A 16,003-nucleotide genomic window follows, 5' to 3' on the forward strand; every position below is an offset into this window, starting at 1 on the left:
CCGTTACTCAATCAGCTTGCCCAGCTGGCGCAAATGGTTTTTGACCGCCTCGGTGATTGATGGATCGGTGGCTAAGAACTGCGATTGCGGTGGATACATCACTGCTGAGCGTGGATGGAACGAATAGACTAATTTGCCTTGGAGTGCGGGGTTTTCCATCAGAATAAAATCTTGTGATAAGGCCATAGCGGGATAATCAAAACGGCGTGGGCTTTCCGCTGCCACAACCTTGCCCCCAAACAAACGCTGCTCTTGAAAAACCACGATAAATGCGCCATGACCACCGACCATATAAAAGGGTGCATCTCGAATATCTTGGCCCCAAGGGTTTGTAAAGGTGATGGTTTGGGTTGGCCAATGATAGCTGAGCAACAGATCCTCGGTCACGGTGAAAGCAGCCTGCGCTAATGGCACAGCCTGCAAAATTTGCCACGCCGTATCGGCTGTAGGTCCAAGCCCTGGCACGGCATCTTGATCGAAGATGTAGACCGCAAATTGGTTAGATGGTGGCTTTGGCTGATCGATTGAGGTACAGCCAACTAGCAATGCGAACAGCCAGCAAAAACCTATCCAACGCATGGCGCTGCTCCTTCACTCAACTAGCTTGCCCAGTTGCCGCAGATGGGCTTTGACCGCTTCAGCAATCGCCGGATCAGCAGCCAAAAACTGGGATTGCGGTCGATACATCACGGCTGAGCGGGGATGAAACGAATAGACGAATTTGCCTTGGAGTTCGGGATTTTCCATCAGAATAAACTCTTGCGATAAAGCCATGGCAGGGTAGTCAAAACGGCGTGGGCTTTCGGCGGCTACAACTTTACCCCCAAATAAACGCTGTCCTTGATAAACTACGATGAATGCGCCATCACCACCGACCATATAAAAAGGTGCATCTCGAATATTTTGGCCCCAAGGATTGGTAAAGGTAATCGTTTGAGTTGACCAATGATAGCTGAGCAATAACTGCTCGGTCACGGTAAAGGCGCTTTGGGCTAAAGGCACGGCCTGCAAAATCTGCCAGGCGGTCTCGGCAGTTGGGCCAAGCCCTGGCACGGCATCTTGATCGAAGATGTAGACCGCAAATTGGTTAGATGGTGGCTTTGGCTGATCGATTGAGGTACAGCCAACTAGCAATGCGAACAGCCAGCAAAAACTTATCCAACGCATCGCCAACCTCCTTCACTCAATTAGTTTGCCCAGTTGGCGCAAATGGGTTTTGACCGCCTCGGCAATCGTGGGATCGGGGTTGAGAAATGGATATGCTTGGTCAGTTTGAAGCACTGAACCATAGCGAAAACTATAGAAGATGTGATCTTGGCGAAAACTGGAATACATAGCCGCTTCTTCAGGAGCGATAAATCGTGCTGTATCTTCCGAAAGCAGTGATCCAATTATAATGCGTTGCTGTTGAAACACCACGATGGCCTTACTGCCTTCATGCATAAAAAAAGGAGTTTCTCGCAATCTATCATGCCAAGGATTCGTAATGTTGAAGGTTTGTTCTGGCCAATCATAGGCAATAATCGCTGATTCAGGAATGACATAGGCCGCACGATCCAAATCAATCGTTGCTAAGAGGATGTTTGGATGTGTAATGTGCGGGTTATCATCTATTTCATGATTTATATCTTCATTCGTAAAGATATAAATTGTAAATTGACTATTATTCATGACAGTTTCCTCATTAGTACAAGAGATTGAAAATAGTATTATGATTAGTAAATGCATATATTTTTTCATCATAAACCTCTAATTACAATAGCCTGAATCTTCACATCGTTTCATATACTCTATCATCGTTAATTCAGCAGAAATATCCAATTCCTCTTTCGTATGGGTATAATTTACTAGAAATTCATTTGGATGAGGAATTGCTGAAGATTCATTAGACTTAAAACCTTTTCTTGGACTATACCAATTATAAGGTACTAGGTTTAATATCGCATCGTTATCATTCATTTTGGCATGCCATGTTTCTAATGAAACAGGCTGACTAAAAAGAGATGGATCAATAACCATTTGTGTAATTGAACCAGCATTATTTCTAACCTTAACTGTTGGTGCGACATGCCATCCCCAGTCCACAATCCCATCATATGAGCTTACATCATCATACTTTTGAGCAGAATAACGATACTCAGTAGGTACAGTAAGATGGGTATCAGGCGCTGTTCCAGAGGCTTGGATATAAGCCTTATCCAATGATTCAAGCGGTATACCATACCGTTTATAAATTCGATTAGTCATGATGTGTGCCCTCGCATAACAACCATCATCAGCATATTTAAAGGGAATATCTGATTCGTTGGCCATATCGTTAAAAATAATTGCTGCTTCGGCCTCGCTCACCGACCCATCAGCATACGGATTGACCTTGGAGCCAAAATTTTCGTGCCACTCAGCAAATAATTTTAGTGCCCACTCGATCAGTTGCTGGAAGAATGGCAGTTTCAAGGGTGGTTCTGGCGGAGTTAAGGGCGGTTTTTCACCATTTTCTTGGCTAAACAGCAGTTTATTGCCACCTAAACCGATTGTTGCAAAATCGTCGCGAAATAGCGCGGCGGCTTCGGCTTCAGCAGCAGCCATGGTCTGCCGAATGGCTTTGGTGGTTTCAACACTGCTTTGTAAGACCTGTAACAAGCGCTGAAAGGCAGGTTTGACCTCATGGGTAAATTCTTGAAAACAGCTGTCGGCAGCCTGCCCTTGCCATTGGCCTGCTTGGAGCGCAGCCATCGTTTGACAGAGCGTTGCTTGAATACTTTGGCTTTGATCGTGGAGTTTTTGAAAGCGTTTGATGATTGTGTCTACCGCTTCGTACTTGATCTGCACAAATGGAGCAGGCATCGCCTGAATCCTCGCAACGGGGAGGAAGCTTCGGGCTACAATGCTGGACAAAATGGAAGGGGAACCTCAATTCAACTCAGTGCGGCGGATTATAGCAAACTATTGGTATGTTGGTATATAGCTCGATTGGTATTAAATGGCTCACCAATAGGCCTAGTTGCGATTAATCTCCGTGAAATAGGCTGGTCATCCATCGCAGCTCATACCAGCTTTTATTTTTAAACAGCAATTAAGCCCTTCGCGCCAGTGCTGTGATCAGGGGTGTGAGAGAATTTCTCGATGCTTAGTAGCCTTCTGGTTGGCGATAGGTCTCTAAATTGGCGAATTTGGTTGTTGAGCGGAAAAAGCGCAAGGGTACAATCCCAGTTGGGCCGTTACGATGCTTGGCAAGGTGAATTTCGGCGATCCCTTTCTTATCAGTTTCGGGATCATACAATTCTTCGCGATAAATGAACATCACAATATCCGCATCTTGCTCAATGCTGTTATGCACAATAATGTTATTCGCGACAAAATTATGCAGCGTATCGACTGTCAAATCATACACTGGCTCCACCCCATCTGGTTCAATGCTAACGATTGTTTCCCATTCAATTGTTGTTTGGGGATTGTTGCTGCCAAGTTCTAGAGTAAGTTCCTGCGGGATTGCAATTTGGCTGGTATGATGGAGTTCATCAAGGCGCTTCCAGCCATCAATGGTTAAGAATTTATGGTTAGCTGTGGCGCGAATGCTGCGGCCTAGCTTGGTAAGAAGTTTGAAAACAGGCTTTGTGCCCGTCGTAAAGGCATTGGTAACAGGCCGTGATTCGAGCTTCCATGTTGCTTGATTGAGCGCTAGAACATTAAAGCCTTGTTGGCCTACCAATTGATCAATTCGCACATAATGACCTTGATCTGGCAAATAGATTTGGGTATCGCCTGTGAGACAGCCCGATTCTCTCAAGTCGGAGAGCATGGGGACGTGGGTGGTACGGCTTTCGACGGCCCGCGAAAGCTGCGATAGGGCAATCACTGGCACGTTGATTTCACGCGCCAAGGCTTTAAGGCCACGGCTAATTTCGCTAATTTCCTGCACACGGTTGCCATCGCGCTTGCCGCCGCCCTGCATCAACTGCAAATAATCGATGATAATCAGATCGATGCCTGCTTCTGCTTGCAAGCGCCGACATTTGGAGCGCACATCCATAATGCTGGCTCCAGGCGAATCGTCGATATAAATTGACATAGTGGAGAGCTTGCCAAGCGCCTCGGTGAGCAATTGCAAATCACTATCGCGAATTTGGCCGGTGCGCAGCTTTTGCATATCTACGCCAGTTTCGGTGGCCAAAATCCGCTGCATCAACTGGTCGCGGCTCATTTCGAGGCTAAAAATTGCTACGCAGGCTTCCGATTCTTTGGCAGCGTTGTAGGCAATATTCAAGGCCAAACTGGTTTTGCCGGTTGCAGGCCGCGCCGCCAAAATCAACAAGTCGGAGCGTTGCAAGCCACCAGTTAATTTATCAAAATCGTTAAAGCCAGTTTTGAGGCCAACAACTTCGCCGCCGCGCTCTTGCATCTGGCTAATTTGGTCGAAGAAACTATCAACGACCGCGCCGATGTGAATAAAGCCATCGGTGGTGCGCCGCTGCGAAACCGCGAACAACTCCGATTCGGCCTGATCGAGCGCTGCTTCAAGCTCTTGAGTTTCGTCGTAGCCGAGGGCTGCAATCTTACCGCCAGCGATGATCAAACGCCGCAACAGGGCGGTACGTTCGACGATGCGGGCATAGTATTCGACGTGCACCGAGGTAGGCACGCTATTCGAAAGCTCAAGCAAATAGGGCACGCCGCCGACAGCATCTAATTCATCTTTGCGGCGCAATTCATCGGTAACATTAACCAAATCGGGGGGCACACGGCGATTGTAGCAGGCTACTTGGGCATTAAAAATCAAACCGTGTTTTTCAAGATAAAAATAGTCGCTAGCGAGCCAAGGCGCAACCGGAATAATTGCATCACGATCAAGCAAAATCGAACCAAGCGTGGCACGTTCGGCATTAATATCGGCGGGTAACGACTTATCCATAGCGACCTCGATGTGGAAAATGTTGGGATAACGGGTGGATTCACAGTCGAAAAGCTGTGGATACCAGCGGCTAAAGCACTGATGCCGCGCTCATTGGCGCGGCATCAGCGGTTGGACCAAACGAATGAACTAGGCTTCGGTGCTCGCAACTTCGGCAGCTTCGGCTGCGGGCTGAACACTACCTTCACCATTTTCACCTTCGACCACGACATTGATGTGTGGCTCAAGCCCAGCGAGCAAACGCACGCCGATTGAATACACACCAGTGCGCTTGATTGGCTCGTCGAGTTGAATTTTGCGGCGATCAACTTCTTGACCGATGGCTGCTTGCAATTTTTCAGCAATGTCTGAGCTGGTTACTGAACCGTACAAGCGATCTTGTTCGCCAACTTTGGTAACAAACTTCAAGGTCACGCCATTGATGCTGTCGGCCAAACCGCGTAATTCTTCGCGTTGTTTAGCTTCAAGTTTGCGTTGTTTGGCCAAGCGTTCTTCAGCTTGCTTGATCAAACCAGGTGTTGCAAACACAGCCAGCTTCTTGGGCAATAAATAGTTGCGACCGTAGCCACCAGATACTTCTTTGATGTCGCCCGCAGTACCAAGGTGTTCGACATCTTGAATCAACAGAACCTTCACGGAATAGCTCCTTTAGTTTAGCGGTGCTGGTGCCCGCCACATCTGCGGGCTTGTATTTACAACCCTCATCATGTGAGGGAGCATACCATGAGAATAGCCCCAAATTTGGGGCTGCACGTTATCTTACCATAGATCATAAATTCTCGTCAAAATCTTTTAGAAGGATGAATTATGAATTATGAGGGATGAATTACCCTTTGGAAAGGATGAATTATGAGGGATGAAATCCTGCATAATTCATAAAATAACTGCATCCTTGATAGTTTTCTTCGTCCTTCATCCTTCATCTTTCATCCTTTCGACTATTCCCTAGCCCAAACGTCTATGGTAAAATTAAGCTACTTCCACGTTTTCGCCCATCGCCAAAGGATTTTAGGAGTGCAGCTATGGCACACGATCCATCTTCACCTGTCGATTTAGCTGCTCGGGTTGCTCAGCTTGAACAAGAAAATCGTATTTTGCAGGCTATGCTCGATACGGTGCCTGATGCGATTGTATATAAAAACGCTGATCTGACGATTGAGTATGCCAATCGGGCCTTTCGCGAATGGTTTGGCCTGCCGCTTGAGCAGTTTCGGGTTGCCGAGGATCGGTCGAGTGATGATGTTTATGCCGCGGAATATCAAAGCCACGACCGCCAAGTGTTGCGCAGTGGCCTTGGCAGCGAGTTTGAAGAACGCTCGAATGCTCCCGATGGCTCGTTGATCACCACCCGCAGCATCAAGCAACCAGTTCGTGATGCCAACCAAGTGATCGGTTTGGTGGCCGTTTTGCGCGATGTAACCAGCGCTGCCCAAGCCTCACGCTCGCTCTCCGAAACCCAAGCTCGGCTTTCGCGGATTATTTCGAATGTGCCAGGTATGGTCTTTCAGTTTGTGCTGCATCCCGATGGCTCGAGCGAATTTCCCTATGTGAGCGAAGGCATTCGCCAAGCTTTTGGCATCGCGCCAGAACGCCTCACCTCGGAGCGCGATGCGCTCTACAATTGGGTTCACCCCGAGGATCAGCCAGAATTTATTCGCTCGTTTGTCGAATCGGGCCAATTGCTCGAAGCTTGGCAATGGGAAGGCCGTGTGGTCTACGATGGGGTGGTGCGTTGGGTGCGCGGGGCTTCGCGGCCAACTCGCACCGAGGCTGGCGATATTCTGTGGGATGGCGTGTTGATGGATATTACGGCGCAACGTGAAAACGAAGCTGCCTTGCGCCGCTTGCAAAATCGCTTGCAACAGTTTCTCGATGCAACGCCAGTTGGCTTGTATGTGATCGATCCTGTCGGCAAGCCCTATTATGCCAATGCCAAAGCCCAAGAGTTGCTTGGCCAAAATGTCATGCTTCCAGTCAGCGAACAAACTGAAACCTATCGCACCTATAAAGTTGGCAGCGAAACAATCTATCCCCGCGAGGAATTGCCAACCCAACGTGCGCTCAGGGGCGAAATGGTGCACCTTGATGATTTGGAATTTCGCTATACTGGCAAGCCTGCCATTTCGATTGAAGTCTTTGCGCGCCCGATCTACGACACCAACAACGAAATTGAATATGCAATTGCGACCTTTTTCGATATTACCGAGCGCCGTAAGATTGCCCAAGAGCTTTTAGATTGGCAACAACGCTTCGATTTGATCATGTCGACGGTTGAATTGGTGATGTACGATTACGATGTGCTCAACAATCGCATCGAATGGAGCGATTCGGTTACCAAGATTTTGGGTTATCCCAAGGCCGAATTTAGCGTGAGCGTCGATGCGTGGGCGGCTGGCATTCATCCAGAAGATGCTCCCGAAGCTTTGCGTTTGCTCGACGTTGCCCAGAATGCCTGTAGCAGCTACGCGGTTGAATATCGCTTTTTGCACCATGCTGGCCATTACATTTGGCTCTTGGATCGCGGCTTCTTTATTCCAAACAAAGAGGGCGTTGCGGTGCGCATGTTGGGTTTGGTCCAGGATATGACTGAGCGTAAACAGGCAGAAGTGATGCGTGACCAAATGCAGGGTCAAATTATCGAGGCCCAAGCAGCTGCCTTGCGTGAGCTTTCAACCCCGTTAATTCCAATCAACGAGCGCACAGTGATTATGCCGCTAATTGGCTCAATCGATTCGGCGCGCGCCAGCCAGATCGTCGAATCGCTGCTGCAAGGCGTGAGCCAAATGAACGCTGGAGTCGTTATTTTGGATCTCACCGGCGTGCCTGTGGTCGATACGCAAGTGGCTGGAGCCTTGCTACAAGCGGCGCGGGCGGTGCGCTTGCTCGGAGCCGAGGTCGTGCTGACCGGCATTCGCCCAGAAATTGCCCAGACCTTGGTCAGCTTGGGCATCAACCTGAACGATGTTGTGACCTTGAGTAATTTGCAAAGCGGGATTGAACGGGCGTTGAATCGCCGTTTAGCCTAAGCGAGGTGGCTTATCAACGCCGAAACTGAAGCCTGGGCAACTGAATTAGGCGCAGCCATTGCCCACACTATCCATGCGCATACCTTTCAAGCGCGCACGCCCCAAAACCAAGTGCGCTTGTGGGATGGCCGCACGCCCTATGCCATGCACCCAATTTGGTGTGCTATGACAATTTTGGCCGAGCCATTGCTGCCCGAAACGACGCGGCGGGTTGGCTCGATTGTGTTGCTTTGGCACGATTTGCTTGAGGATACTAGCGCCGATTTGCTGGAAAACACGCCGCAACAAGTGCGCCAATTGGTGCAAGAAATGACCTTCGATAGCTTTGATCATGAAATGCGCGAGATTTGGCAACGCAGCGATTTGACCAAGTTATTTAAACTCTATGATAAAACCTCGCAATTTTTTGATGCAATCTGGCTACGAGATTCCCGCTATGCCCAATTGCTCAACCATACCCAGCAATTAACCACATTTGTGCAACAAAGCTATGGCGAATTGAATATTGTGAAACTCGCTCAGGCGTTGGCTGTACCACGCAGCAAACGCTAATGTTTGATGAACTGTCGCCAACGCCATAATAAATGCAACGTGAAGAGGGTTATAGGAACTCGCGATAAATACAATTGGGCAAAATCTGCACCAAAAATAAACCAAAACAGCCGATCATTACCAACAAGAATCAAAATCAAATAGCTTGCGCTATACAAACGATAGCGTTGTGATGTTGGCCTAAGCAGGCTAAGTATAATCAAATTAACGAAAAATAAACTATTGCCAAACACGATTATTATTGCATAAATTAAACCAATTCGTTGATAGCTTAAACTCCAGAAAATACCTTCGTGATGCTTTACCCAAAGTGCGATATTGGCAATTGATCCATTAATAAGTGCTACTAATATTATTTTTAACCACAACTGCTTGATTAATGATCGATTTTTGTGATATGTTGGTGGTGCTTGATACATTGAACCTCACAATACTATATATTTCCTCTTCAATTAAAGCATAAACTTTATATGTGGAAGGTAACAAATGAGTAACAAGCAGAAAGTGTGGCTATGCAGCAGCCTTTGAGTGCAGTGCTTGAATATTTGGCAACTGAATCGTTAATTGCCCCAAATCAATGGCAGAGCTGGCGATTAACTCCAATTGCTGGCGGAGCAAATAATCGGGTTTATCGTGCTCAATTGGGCGACAGCGATTATGCAATTAAATGGACAATTCGCGATGAACGTCGGCGGGCGTGGCGTGAATATCAAGCACTTCAGGCCTTAACCCACGCTGATCGGGTGCTGGCACCGCAGGAAGTTTTGCTCGACGAAGCCAGTTTTGCGCAGCCAGTCGTTGTGCAAACGTGGCTCGATTATCCTGCATTAACCAACGTGCCGCAGGCTGCTGCCCAATGGCAAGGCTTGGTTGAACATTATTGGGCCGTGCGCCAAATCAGCCAAGCTTCAAGCAGGCTTGAATTGCCCATGGCAACATTAAATATGCACAGCGTCGCTGTTGGCAAGCAGTTGATTGCCGAGCATTGCGCGAAATTGCCCGCCGCCCAACTGCCCGCTGAGCTTGAAGCCTTATTGGTTTGGCTCGAAACGTGGGTTGCGCCTGAGTTTTCAAGCGTGCCACTGAGTTTGTGTCGGGTCGATAGCAATTGGCGCAATTTCCTGCAAACGCCAACCGGATTTGTTTCAGTCGATTGGGAAAATGCTGGCTGGGGCGATCCTGCCTTTGAAATTGTCGATTTGATGACTCATCCGGCCTATGCTGAAGTCACGGCGGAACAGTGGCAAGCGTTTGTGCAGGCCTATTGCGGCTTTGGCGACGATCCGAGTGCTGCTCAGCGGATTGAGGTTTATCATACCTTGATGCTGATTTGGTGGGTGGTACGTTGGCAGCGCTATCTGTATGAAGTGCCACGCGGCCTTGACGCACGGCTGGTCGAGCGCCCTCCAGCGTGGCTGACCACCGCCCAAGCCAATTATCAGCGTTATTTGGATTTAGCTCAACAGACCATCAATCAATGGAGGTAGTTGATGAAAAGTAATGCCACGACGGTTGAAGTATACCTGGCCGAACTCACGCCCGAACAGCGTAGCGTGATCGAGCCAGTGCGCCAAACGATTCTCCAGCATTTGCCAGCGGGCTTTGTAGAAACCCTTGCTTGGGGCATGCTGAGCTATGAAGTGCCACTCGCCCGTTTTCCCAAGACCTACAATCAGCAGCCTTTGAGTTATGCGGCTTTGGCGGCCCAGAAAAAGCACTATAGCTTGTATTTGATGTGCGTTGCCTACGACGAGCCGGTGGTCGCTTGGCTCCAGGAGCAATTTAGCCAAGCAGGCAAGAAATTCGATATGGGCAAATCGTGTTTGCGCTTCCGCAAGCTCGACGATCTGCCGCTCGCGGTGGTTGCCGAGGTTATTCAACGCTATTCGGTCGATGAATATATTGGCTATTATCAGGCGATGCGTGCGGAAGGATGAAGGATGAGGGATGAAAATAACATCAAAAGGCAGAAGTCAAAAGTCAAAAAGAACAGAGAACATAGAGCATAGAACCGATGGCTATGGGCTGAGGGCTATAGGCTATGGGAAAATAATCCGTGGAATCTGTGTCAATCTGTGGCTAAAATAATTCTTCGTGTCCTTCGCGGTTTCTCACCTTCGTGCTCTTCGTGCGCTTCGTGGATCGAATTTAACGCAGAGGGTGAAGGCTGAAGGCTAGCGGAACGTTTTGTGGTACGTCAAGAATTCCCGAAAGCCAAAAGCCCAAAGCCTATAGCCCTTCGTGTCCCTTCGTGTCCTTCGCGGTTTCGAACCTTCGTGCTCTTCGTTCGTTTCGTGGATCAGATTCGCTCGCTCAATTGGCCGCCCAGCCAGCCAGCTAGCACAATTAACCCAATGCCAACCAGATGCCGGCGTTTTTGGGCTTCGGCAGGCAATGGCTTGCCCAACACCAAACGCCAATAAACTGCCACCAAACTCAGGCTAACCACCGCATGACTATTGATCCAAGTTAATTGCTGGCGAATTTGGTCGAAGGCCAAGGCTACGGCTAAAATGCCAGTCATCACCGCCAGCAAGCTGCTCCACCAGCCGATTTTTAAGCACCAACGGGCGGTAATTGCTAGCTCGTGATGCGGATGGCGCTCGTTCCACAAGGTTAAAATTGAGCTAACCAGCAAGAGTGCAATGGGAAAATGAACTGCTTGAGGATGCAAACTCATGCTTAGTTCTCCATATTATTGGCCAATTTGGTGCGATTATTCAGCAAAAAGCCGATTGTTTCGCCCAAAACTTGCGATTCAAATGGTTTTGGCAGCACTGCATCGAACACATGGCGGCGCGTATCAAGATCTGGCGCATTCCAGACGGTCAGCAACATTGCTACCAACAACGGGTCACGAGTTTTAAGCAATTCGGTCAAATCCCAAGCATTGATGTCGGTCAGGCCGCTATCGGCAATCAAGGCATCAAAATCGCGGGCATAGGCTAAATCCAAGGCCAGCGTGCCGCTATCGGCGCAAACCACCGTATGCCCCAAACTTTCGAGCAAGCCTGCCAAGGCCGATTGCACCCGCGTATCGCTTTCGACCACCAGAATTGTGCCGCGTTGCAAGGCTTGCGCCCCACCAACTTGCATTGGGTCGTTCGATGTTTCAGGGCGCGGAATTGGAAAGACCAGCGAAATGGTGCTGCCAACGCCGACCTCGCTTTGCACCGCAACCCGCCCACCGTGATGTTGCACCACGATTGCGTGGGTCATCGAAAGCCCAAGCCCAGTGCCATGCTCGCCTTTGGTACTGAAAAATGGCTCCCACATGCGTACTTGGGTTTCTTCATTCATGCCAATGCCTGTATCGCTGATTTCCATAATCACGTCGTCGTCAACTTGCTCGGTGCGAATCGTCAAAATGCCGCCTTTGGGCATGGCATCGGTGGCATTCAGCACCACGTTGGTCAGCACTTCACGCAAGGCAAACGGCGAACCATAGATCAACGGAATTTGGCTTTTTTCAATTCTGGTTTGAATCATGGTGCTGGCAGGGCGGCTGCGCCAACGTGGCCGAATCAGCTTAATCACATCATTGATAATCGTGTTCAAATCGACCATTTCGTGATCTTCTGGCTGCTGAGCGCGGGTAAATTGCTGAATTCGCTCAACCATATGCCGACCATCACGGGCGGCTTGCTCAATCACAACCAAGCCTTCGCGTTGCTCTTCTGGCGCTTCGATCAGCAATAATTGGGTGTGGCCCAAAATCCCAGCAATCAAATTGTTGAAATCGTGGGCGATGCCGCTCGACAATTCGCCCAAAGCCCGCAACCGCTCGGTTTGCAGCAACACATCTTGGGCCTCTTGTTTGGCGCGGTAGGCTTGCTCAAGCTCTTGATACAACTGGGCGTTGGAGATTGCCAAAGCCATGTGGCGCGCTAGAATTTGCAACAAATGTTGGTGAGCTGGTGGAAAAGCATCAGGATCGAAGCTGGAAAGCACCAGCACGCCGAGCCAGCGATCATCGCGGCGCAATGGCACGAGCAAGGCCACCGCCAAGCCAATTTGGCGTAGCTCAGCAGCGCGGCTAATTGGCGAGCTGTTCATAATCATGCGATAGGGCGGTGCATCGATTGGCCCAAAATCCTGCCAAATTTCTGGCGAAAGCACCAAGGTTTTATCGAGCAGGTCAACTTCGGCGCGGCCAGTTTTCATCAGCACGCTAAAGAAACGAGTTTGCTCGGTTGCCAAGGCCACACACGCCCAATCGTAGGGCACGACCCGCTCGATTTGCTGGGCGATGCGATGGCAGACGACTTCGAGATTGAGGGTGGCGTTGAGCGTGGCGGTGATATTCGAGACAGCGCTCAGTTGCTCGGTTTGTTGTTGCAAGGTCGTAATCAGGTCGCGTTGTTCGAGCGCAATCGCCGCTTGCGAACAAATCGCCTCGGCAAAGTTGATATTGCTGCGGCCAAAATGGCGCTCAGGCCGTTGATCAAACAAGGCCATCAAGCCCAACGTGCCGTTGCGCCCGACCAATGGCACTAAGAGCGCTGCGACTAGACCAGTTTCGAGCCAAAAAGCGCTGGTGGTCGTGGCTGCATCGCGATCGTTATGATGATAGGCGCTAGCGCTGGTTTGGGCCATATGCTGCAAACCGGGGAAGTAAGTTAGCAGCGCTTGCGAAATAACCTCAATCGAGCAATTTTTGGGCATTTGCCAAGCGAGCGGCTTGAGGGTTTGGCTGTGGGCATCATAATGAAACATAATGCCAACGTTGGTTTGCAGCGCTTCGCAGACCGTTTGCACCAATTGATCAAGCAAATCTTCTTGTTGGGCTTGATTGAAAATCCGATTGACATGGCTCAACATAGCGAGGCGCTGTTTTTCGGCGCGTTGAATATCAATTAATAAACCGCCGATCATGCTGATCAGGTAATACACGCCCAGTTCAAAGACGATGCTGGCAAAGGCGACCCGATCGTTGCCCAGCGTGCCAACTCGGCGCATGCGGCTAGTTTCGTCAAGGAAAAATGAGAGTGCGATTAACATACTGCCTGTGGCCGAGAGCAACGCGCCATCGAAGCCATGGCGGGCGGTGAAGGCCACAATTGGCAAGAGGAACAAGACATTTAAAAATTGCACCGGAATATAGGCCACCCGATCGATGCCCCAGCCGATCAGGCCGACAATTGCCAGCATAAAGATTAATTGTAAGACATCGCTGCGGGTGATGGTTGTGCGATGAATACTGCGTTGCAAAGCGGCAGGCGTGCCAAAAAGACCGCGCGTCGAAAGCCACGGCGTGCCTAAACGCAACATTGGCAGCGTGATGATCAACGAACCCAAACTATTGGTCAGCCAAATCAAGGCCGTTGTGACCAATACTGCATGTTCTTCGATCCAACCGACTTGCCAACCAACGGCGCTCATACAAAAGGCGCTAATCGCAGTGTTAAACAGCACCCCGCTGGCCAAAAAACCATTCAGGGCCGATTCGCGCGACATATCGTAGGGATACCGATACAGGCGAAAAATGAGGGCTGGTAAGCCGCCTTGAGCCACCCACCCACCAACCAACAGGGCTAGCCACCCAACCTGATTAATGCCAGCAAACCATGCAATGAGCGCCATGCTGATGGCACTGCCAACAGCCCATGGAAGCTGCCACCACATAATGCCTGCTTGCACAACCCCTAAGGCCAAAATCCAAGGCATCGGAAGCTGGGCCAGCCAACCCAATCCAAACAAGAGCGCGGTTATGGTCGCACTGCAAAAACTCAGCAAGAGCGGCCTGGTCATGGTGAGCCTCGTCTCAGGAAGATGCTCCCTCATTCTATAGCGATGAGCATGGTAGCGTCAAGCGCAAAATCGGGCTTTGGCTTGCTGCTTTACCTCTATTTTAGCGCAGATTTGGCTATGCTTCGTCAAGCCTTTTGGCTTGGTTTTTGTTAGCGTTTTGTCATGTTGCGCCATGGCCTGCGGTTGAAAAAACATAATCCATGGCCTATAATGGCGATGGAAGTGGGGCAAAGTGGGGAAATGTGGGGCAGTTGCCAGGCGAACATCTGAGCGTAAAAGCCTTGACAGTGGGAGCAAGCCATGTTTTTGGGCGAATATGAACATACGGTTGACGATAAAGGGCGCTTGGCGATTCCAGCCAAATTTCGGGCTGGCTTAGCCGATGGTCTGGTGTTGACCCGTGGTTTCGACCAAAACTTGCTGCTTTACCCAATGCCTGTCTGGCGTGAATTGGCTGCTCGGATCAATGCTCTGCCGATTAGTCAACCTTCAGCGCGTAATTTACGCCGTTTGATGTTTGCTGGCGCAAGCGATCTGGGCCTCGATAAACAGGGCCGCATCGTGTTGCCACCCAACTTACGCCAGTATGCCACAATTACGAGCCAAGCGCTCATTACCGGTATGGATAGTTTTATTGAAATTTGGTCGGCTGAGCGCTGGCAAACGGTGCTCGATAGTTTTGCCGACGAAGCGCCGCTCTTGGCCGAGCACGTCGCGGCCTTTGGGATCTAGTATGGTGAGTAATGCATATTCCAGTTTTGTATGATGCCACGCTGGCAGCGCTTAATTTACGCCCTGCTGGACGCTATATCGATGGCACCCTCGGTTGGGGCGGCCATAGCAGCGGCATCCTTGCTGGCAGCGGCCCTTCCGGCCAATTACTCGCCATCGATCAAGACCCGATGGCTTTGGCTGCCGCTCGCGAACGCCTCGCCAGTTATGGCGACCGTGTAAGCTTGATGCATGGCAATTATCGCCAGATGGCGAGCCTTGCAGCCCAACACGGCTGGCAGCAAGTCGATGGCATTCTACTCGATATTGGGGTTTCATCGCCGCAGCTCGATCTGCCTGAACGGGGCTTTTCGTTTCAGTACGACGCGCCGCTTGATATGCGTATGAATCCAACTCAGGGCGAAAGCGCCGCCGATTTGATTGCGCGGCTGAATGAAACTGATTTGGCGAATGTGATTTATGAATATGGCGAGGAACGGCTTTCGCGCCGGATTGCCCGCCGAATCGTTGAGCAACGGGCCAAAAGCCCAATTACCAGCACCGCGCAATTGGCAAGCTTGGTGCGCAGCGCCGTGGGTGGCCAAGCAGGCAAGACCCATCCAGCAACGCGCACCTTTCAAGCCTTGCGGATTGCGGTCAACGATGAATTGGGGGCATTGCGCGAAGGTTTAGCCGCCGCGACCAAACTCTTAGCACCAGGCGGGCGTTTAGCGGTCATCACCTTTCATTCCTTAGAAGATCGGATCGTCAAGGAATGGATGCGCGATCAAGCAAGCGAATGTTTGATTCCTGCCAAGCTCGAAATTTTGGCCTGCCCGCATAGTTGTGCTGCGAAAAGCGGCCCACGGGCATGCATTTACCCAGTTGGGCGCGATTGCGATTATGTGCCAACGCTTGAGGTGTTGAGCCGTAAGCCAATCGAGGCCACAGCAGAAGAACTCAAAGCCAACCCACGCGCCCGCTCAGCCAAATTGCGGGTTGCCGAACGACGCTTAACGACGGCGCTTGCGCCCGAAGCATAGATACACCTGTC

Annotated in this window: 15 protein-coding genes; 6 read left to right on the forward strand and 9 right to left on the reverse strand. The window is 50.2% G+C overall.

Translation table 11 applies throughout. The annotated features are described in order from the left end of the window. Nucleotides 1-3: 3 nt before the first annotated feature. The 6 genes from JOD20_RS08420 to rplI form a co-directional block, all read right to left on the reverse strand. Complete coding sequence (locus JOD20_RS08420) at nucleotides 4-579, reverse strand: hypothetical protein (protein WP_204754842.1); 576 nt, start codon at nucleotides 577-579, stop codon at nucleotides 4-6. Nucleotides 580-591: 12 nt separating this feature from the next. After that, a complete protein-coding gene (locus JOD20_RS08425) occupies nucleotides 592-1,167 on the reverse strand; it encodes a hypothetical protein (RefSeq protein ID WP_204754843.1) in 576 nt (191 codons plus the stop codon). A gap of 12 nt (nucleotides 1,168-1,179) precedes the next feature. Beyond that, nucleotides 1,180-1,671, reverse strand: coding sequence for a hypothetical protein (locus tag JOD20_RS08430; protein ID WP_204754844.1), 492 nt, complete (start codon nucleotides 1,669-1,671; stop codon nucleotides 1,180-1,182). A 78-nt stretch (nucleotides 1,672-1,749) separates the two neighbouring features. Beyond that, entirely contained in the window at nucleotides 1,750-2,844 is a 1,095-nt protein-coding gene (locus JOD20_RS08435) for a WXG100 family type VII secretion target (protein WP_204754845.1), read from the reverse strand. 283 nt (nucleotides 2,845-3,127) lie between these two features. After that, a complete protein-coding gene (gene dnaB / locus JOD20_RS08440; RefSeq protein ID WP_204754846.1) occupies nucleotides 3,128-4,909 on the reverse strand; it encodes a replicative DNA helicase in 1,782 nt (593 codons plus the stop codon). A gap of 129 nt (nucleotides 4,910-5,038) precedes the next feature. Continuing rightward, nucleotides 5,039-5,545 (reverse strand): 50S ribosomal protein L9, encoded by a 507-nt coding sequence (gene rplI, locus JOD20_RS08445; protein ID WP_012191060.1) that lies wholly within the window; start codon nucleotides 5,543-5,545, stop codon nucleotides 5,039-5,041. A 386-nt stretch (nucleotides 5,546-5,931) separates the two neighbouring features. On the opposite strand from rplI, the gene JOD20_RS08450 reads away from it, so the two are divergent. Both JOD20_RS08450 and JOD20_RS08455 read left to right on the forward strand, forming a co-directional pair. Further along, the gene (locus JOD20_RS08450; protein WP_204754847.1) at nucleotides 5,932-7,935 is read left to right on the forward strand and encodes a PAS domain S-box protein; all 2,004 of its coding nucleotides are present in this window, start codon (nucleotides 5,932-5,934) and stop codon (nucleotides 7,933-7,935) included. 165 nt (nucleotides 7,936-8,100) lie between these two features. Further along, nucleotides 8,101-8,487 (forward strand): hypothetical protein, encoded by a 387-nt coding sequence (locus tag JOD20_RS08455; RefSeq protein ID WP_204754848.1) that lies wholly within the window; start codon nucleotides 8,101-8,103, stop codon nucleotides 8,485-8,487. On the opposite strand, the gene JOD20_RS08460 is transcribed toward JOD20_RS08455, so the two are convergent. Then, nucleotides 8,484-8,906 carry a hypothetical protein gene (locus tag JOD20_RS08460; RefSeq protein WP_204754849.1) on the reverse strand — a complete coding sequence of 141 codons (423 nt, stop codon included), beginning with the start codon at nucleotides 8,904-8,906 and terminating at the stop codon, nucleotides 8,484-8,486. The two genes, JOD20_RS08455 and JOD20_RS08460, sit on opposite strands and share 4 nt — an antisense overlap. A 93-nt stretch (nucleotides 8,907-8,999) precedes the next feature. On the opposite strand from JOD20_RS08460, the gene JOD20_RS08465 reads away from it, so the two are divergent. Together JOD20_RS08465 and JOD20_RS08470 are read left to right on the forward strand one after the other, a co-directional pair. Next, nucleotides 9,000-9,974: an aminoglycoside phosphotransferase family protein gene (locus JOD20_RS08465; protein ID WP_204754850.1), complete on the forward strand. Its 975-nt coding sequence runs from the start codon at nucleotides 9,000-9,002 to the stop codon at nucleotides 9,972-9,974. A 3-nt stretch (nucleotides 9,975-9,977) separates the two neighbouring features. Continuing rightward, entirely contained in the window at nucleotides 9,978-10,424 is a 447-nt protein-coding gene (locus JOD20_RS08470; RefSeq protein ID WP_204754851.1) for a DUF1801 domain-containing protein, read from the forward strand. A 362-nt stretch (nucleotides 10,425-10,786) separates the two neighbouring features. Here the strand turns inward: JOD20_RS08470 and JOD20_RS08475 are convergent, their stop codons facing one another. Together JOD20_RS08475 and JOD20_RS08480 are read right to left on the reverse strand one after the other, a co-directional pair. Then, a complete protein-coding gene (locus JOD20_RS08475; protein WP_204754852.1) occupies nucleotides 10,787-11,167 on the reverse strand; it encodes a DUF2231 domain-containing protein in 381 nt (126 codons plus the stop codon). Nucleotides 11,168-11,169: 2 nt separating this feature from the next. Next, complete coding sequence (locus JOD20_RS08480; protein ID WP_204754853.1) at nucleotides 11,170-14,238, reverse strand: GAF domain-containing protein; 3,069 nt, start codon at nucleotides 14,236-14,238, stop codon at nucleotides 11,170-11,172. Nucleotides 14,239-14,538: 300 nt separating this feature from the next. Between JOD20_RS08480 and mraZ the strand changes: the two genes are divergently transcribed. Beyond that, a complete protein-coding gene (mraZ, locus tag JOD20_RS08485) occupies nucleotides 14,539-14,970 on the forward strand; it encodes a division/cell wall cluster transcriptional repressor MraZ (protein WP_204754854.1) in 432 nt (143 codons plus the stop codon). Between the two features lie 11 nt (nucleotides 14,971-14,981). Continuing rightward, entirely contained in the window at nucleotides 14,982-15,992 is a 1,011-nt protein-coding gene (gene rsmH, locus JOD20_RS08490; protein ID WP_204754855.1) for a 16S rRNA (cytosine(1402)-N(4))-methyltransferase RsmH, read from the forward strand. Nucleotides 15,993-16,003 lie beyond the last annotated feature (11 nt).

Source organism: Herpetosiphon giganteus, from assembly GCF_016907925.1.
Taxonomy (GTDB): domain Bacteria; phylum Chloroflexota; class Chloroflexia; order Chloroflexales; family Herpetosiphonaceae; genus Herpetosiphon; species Herpetosiphon giganteus.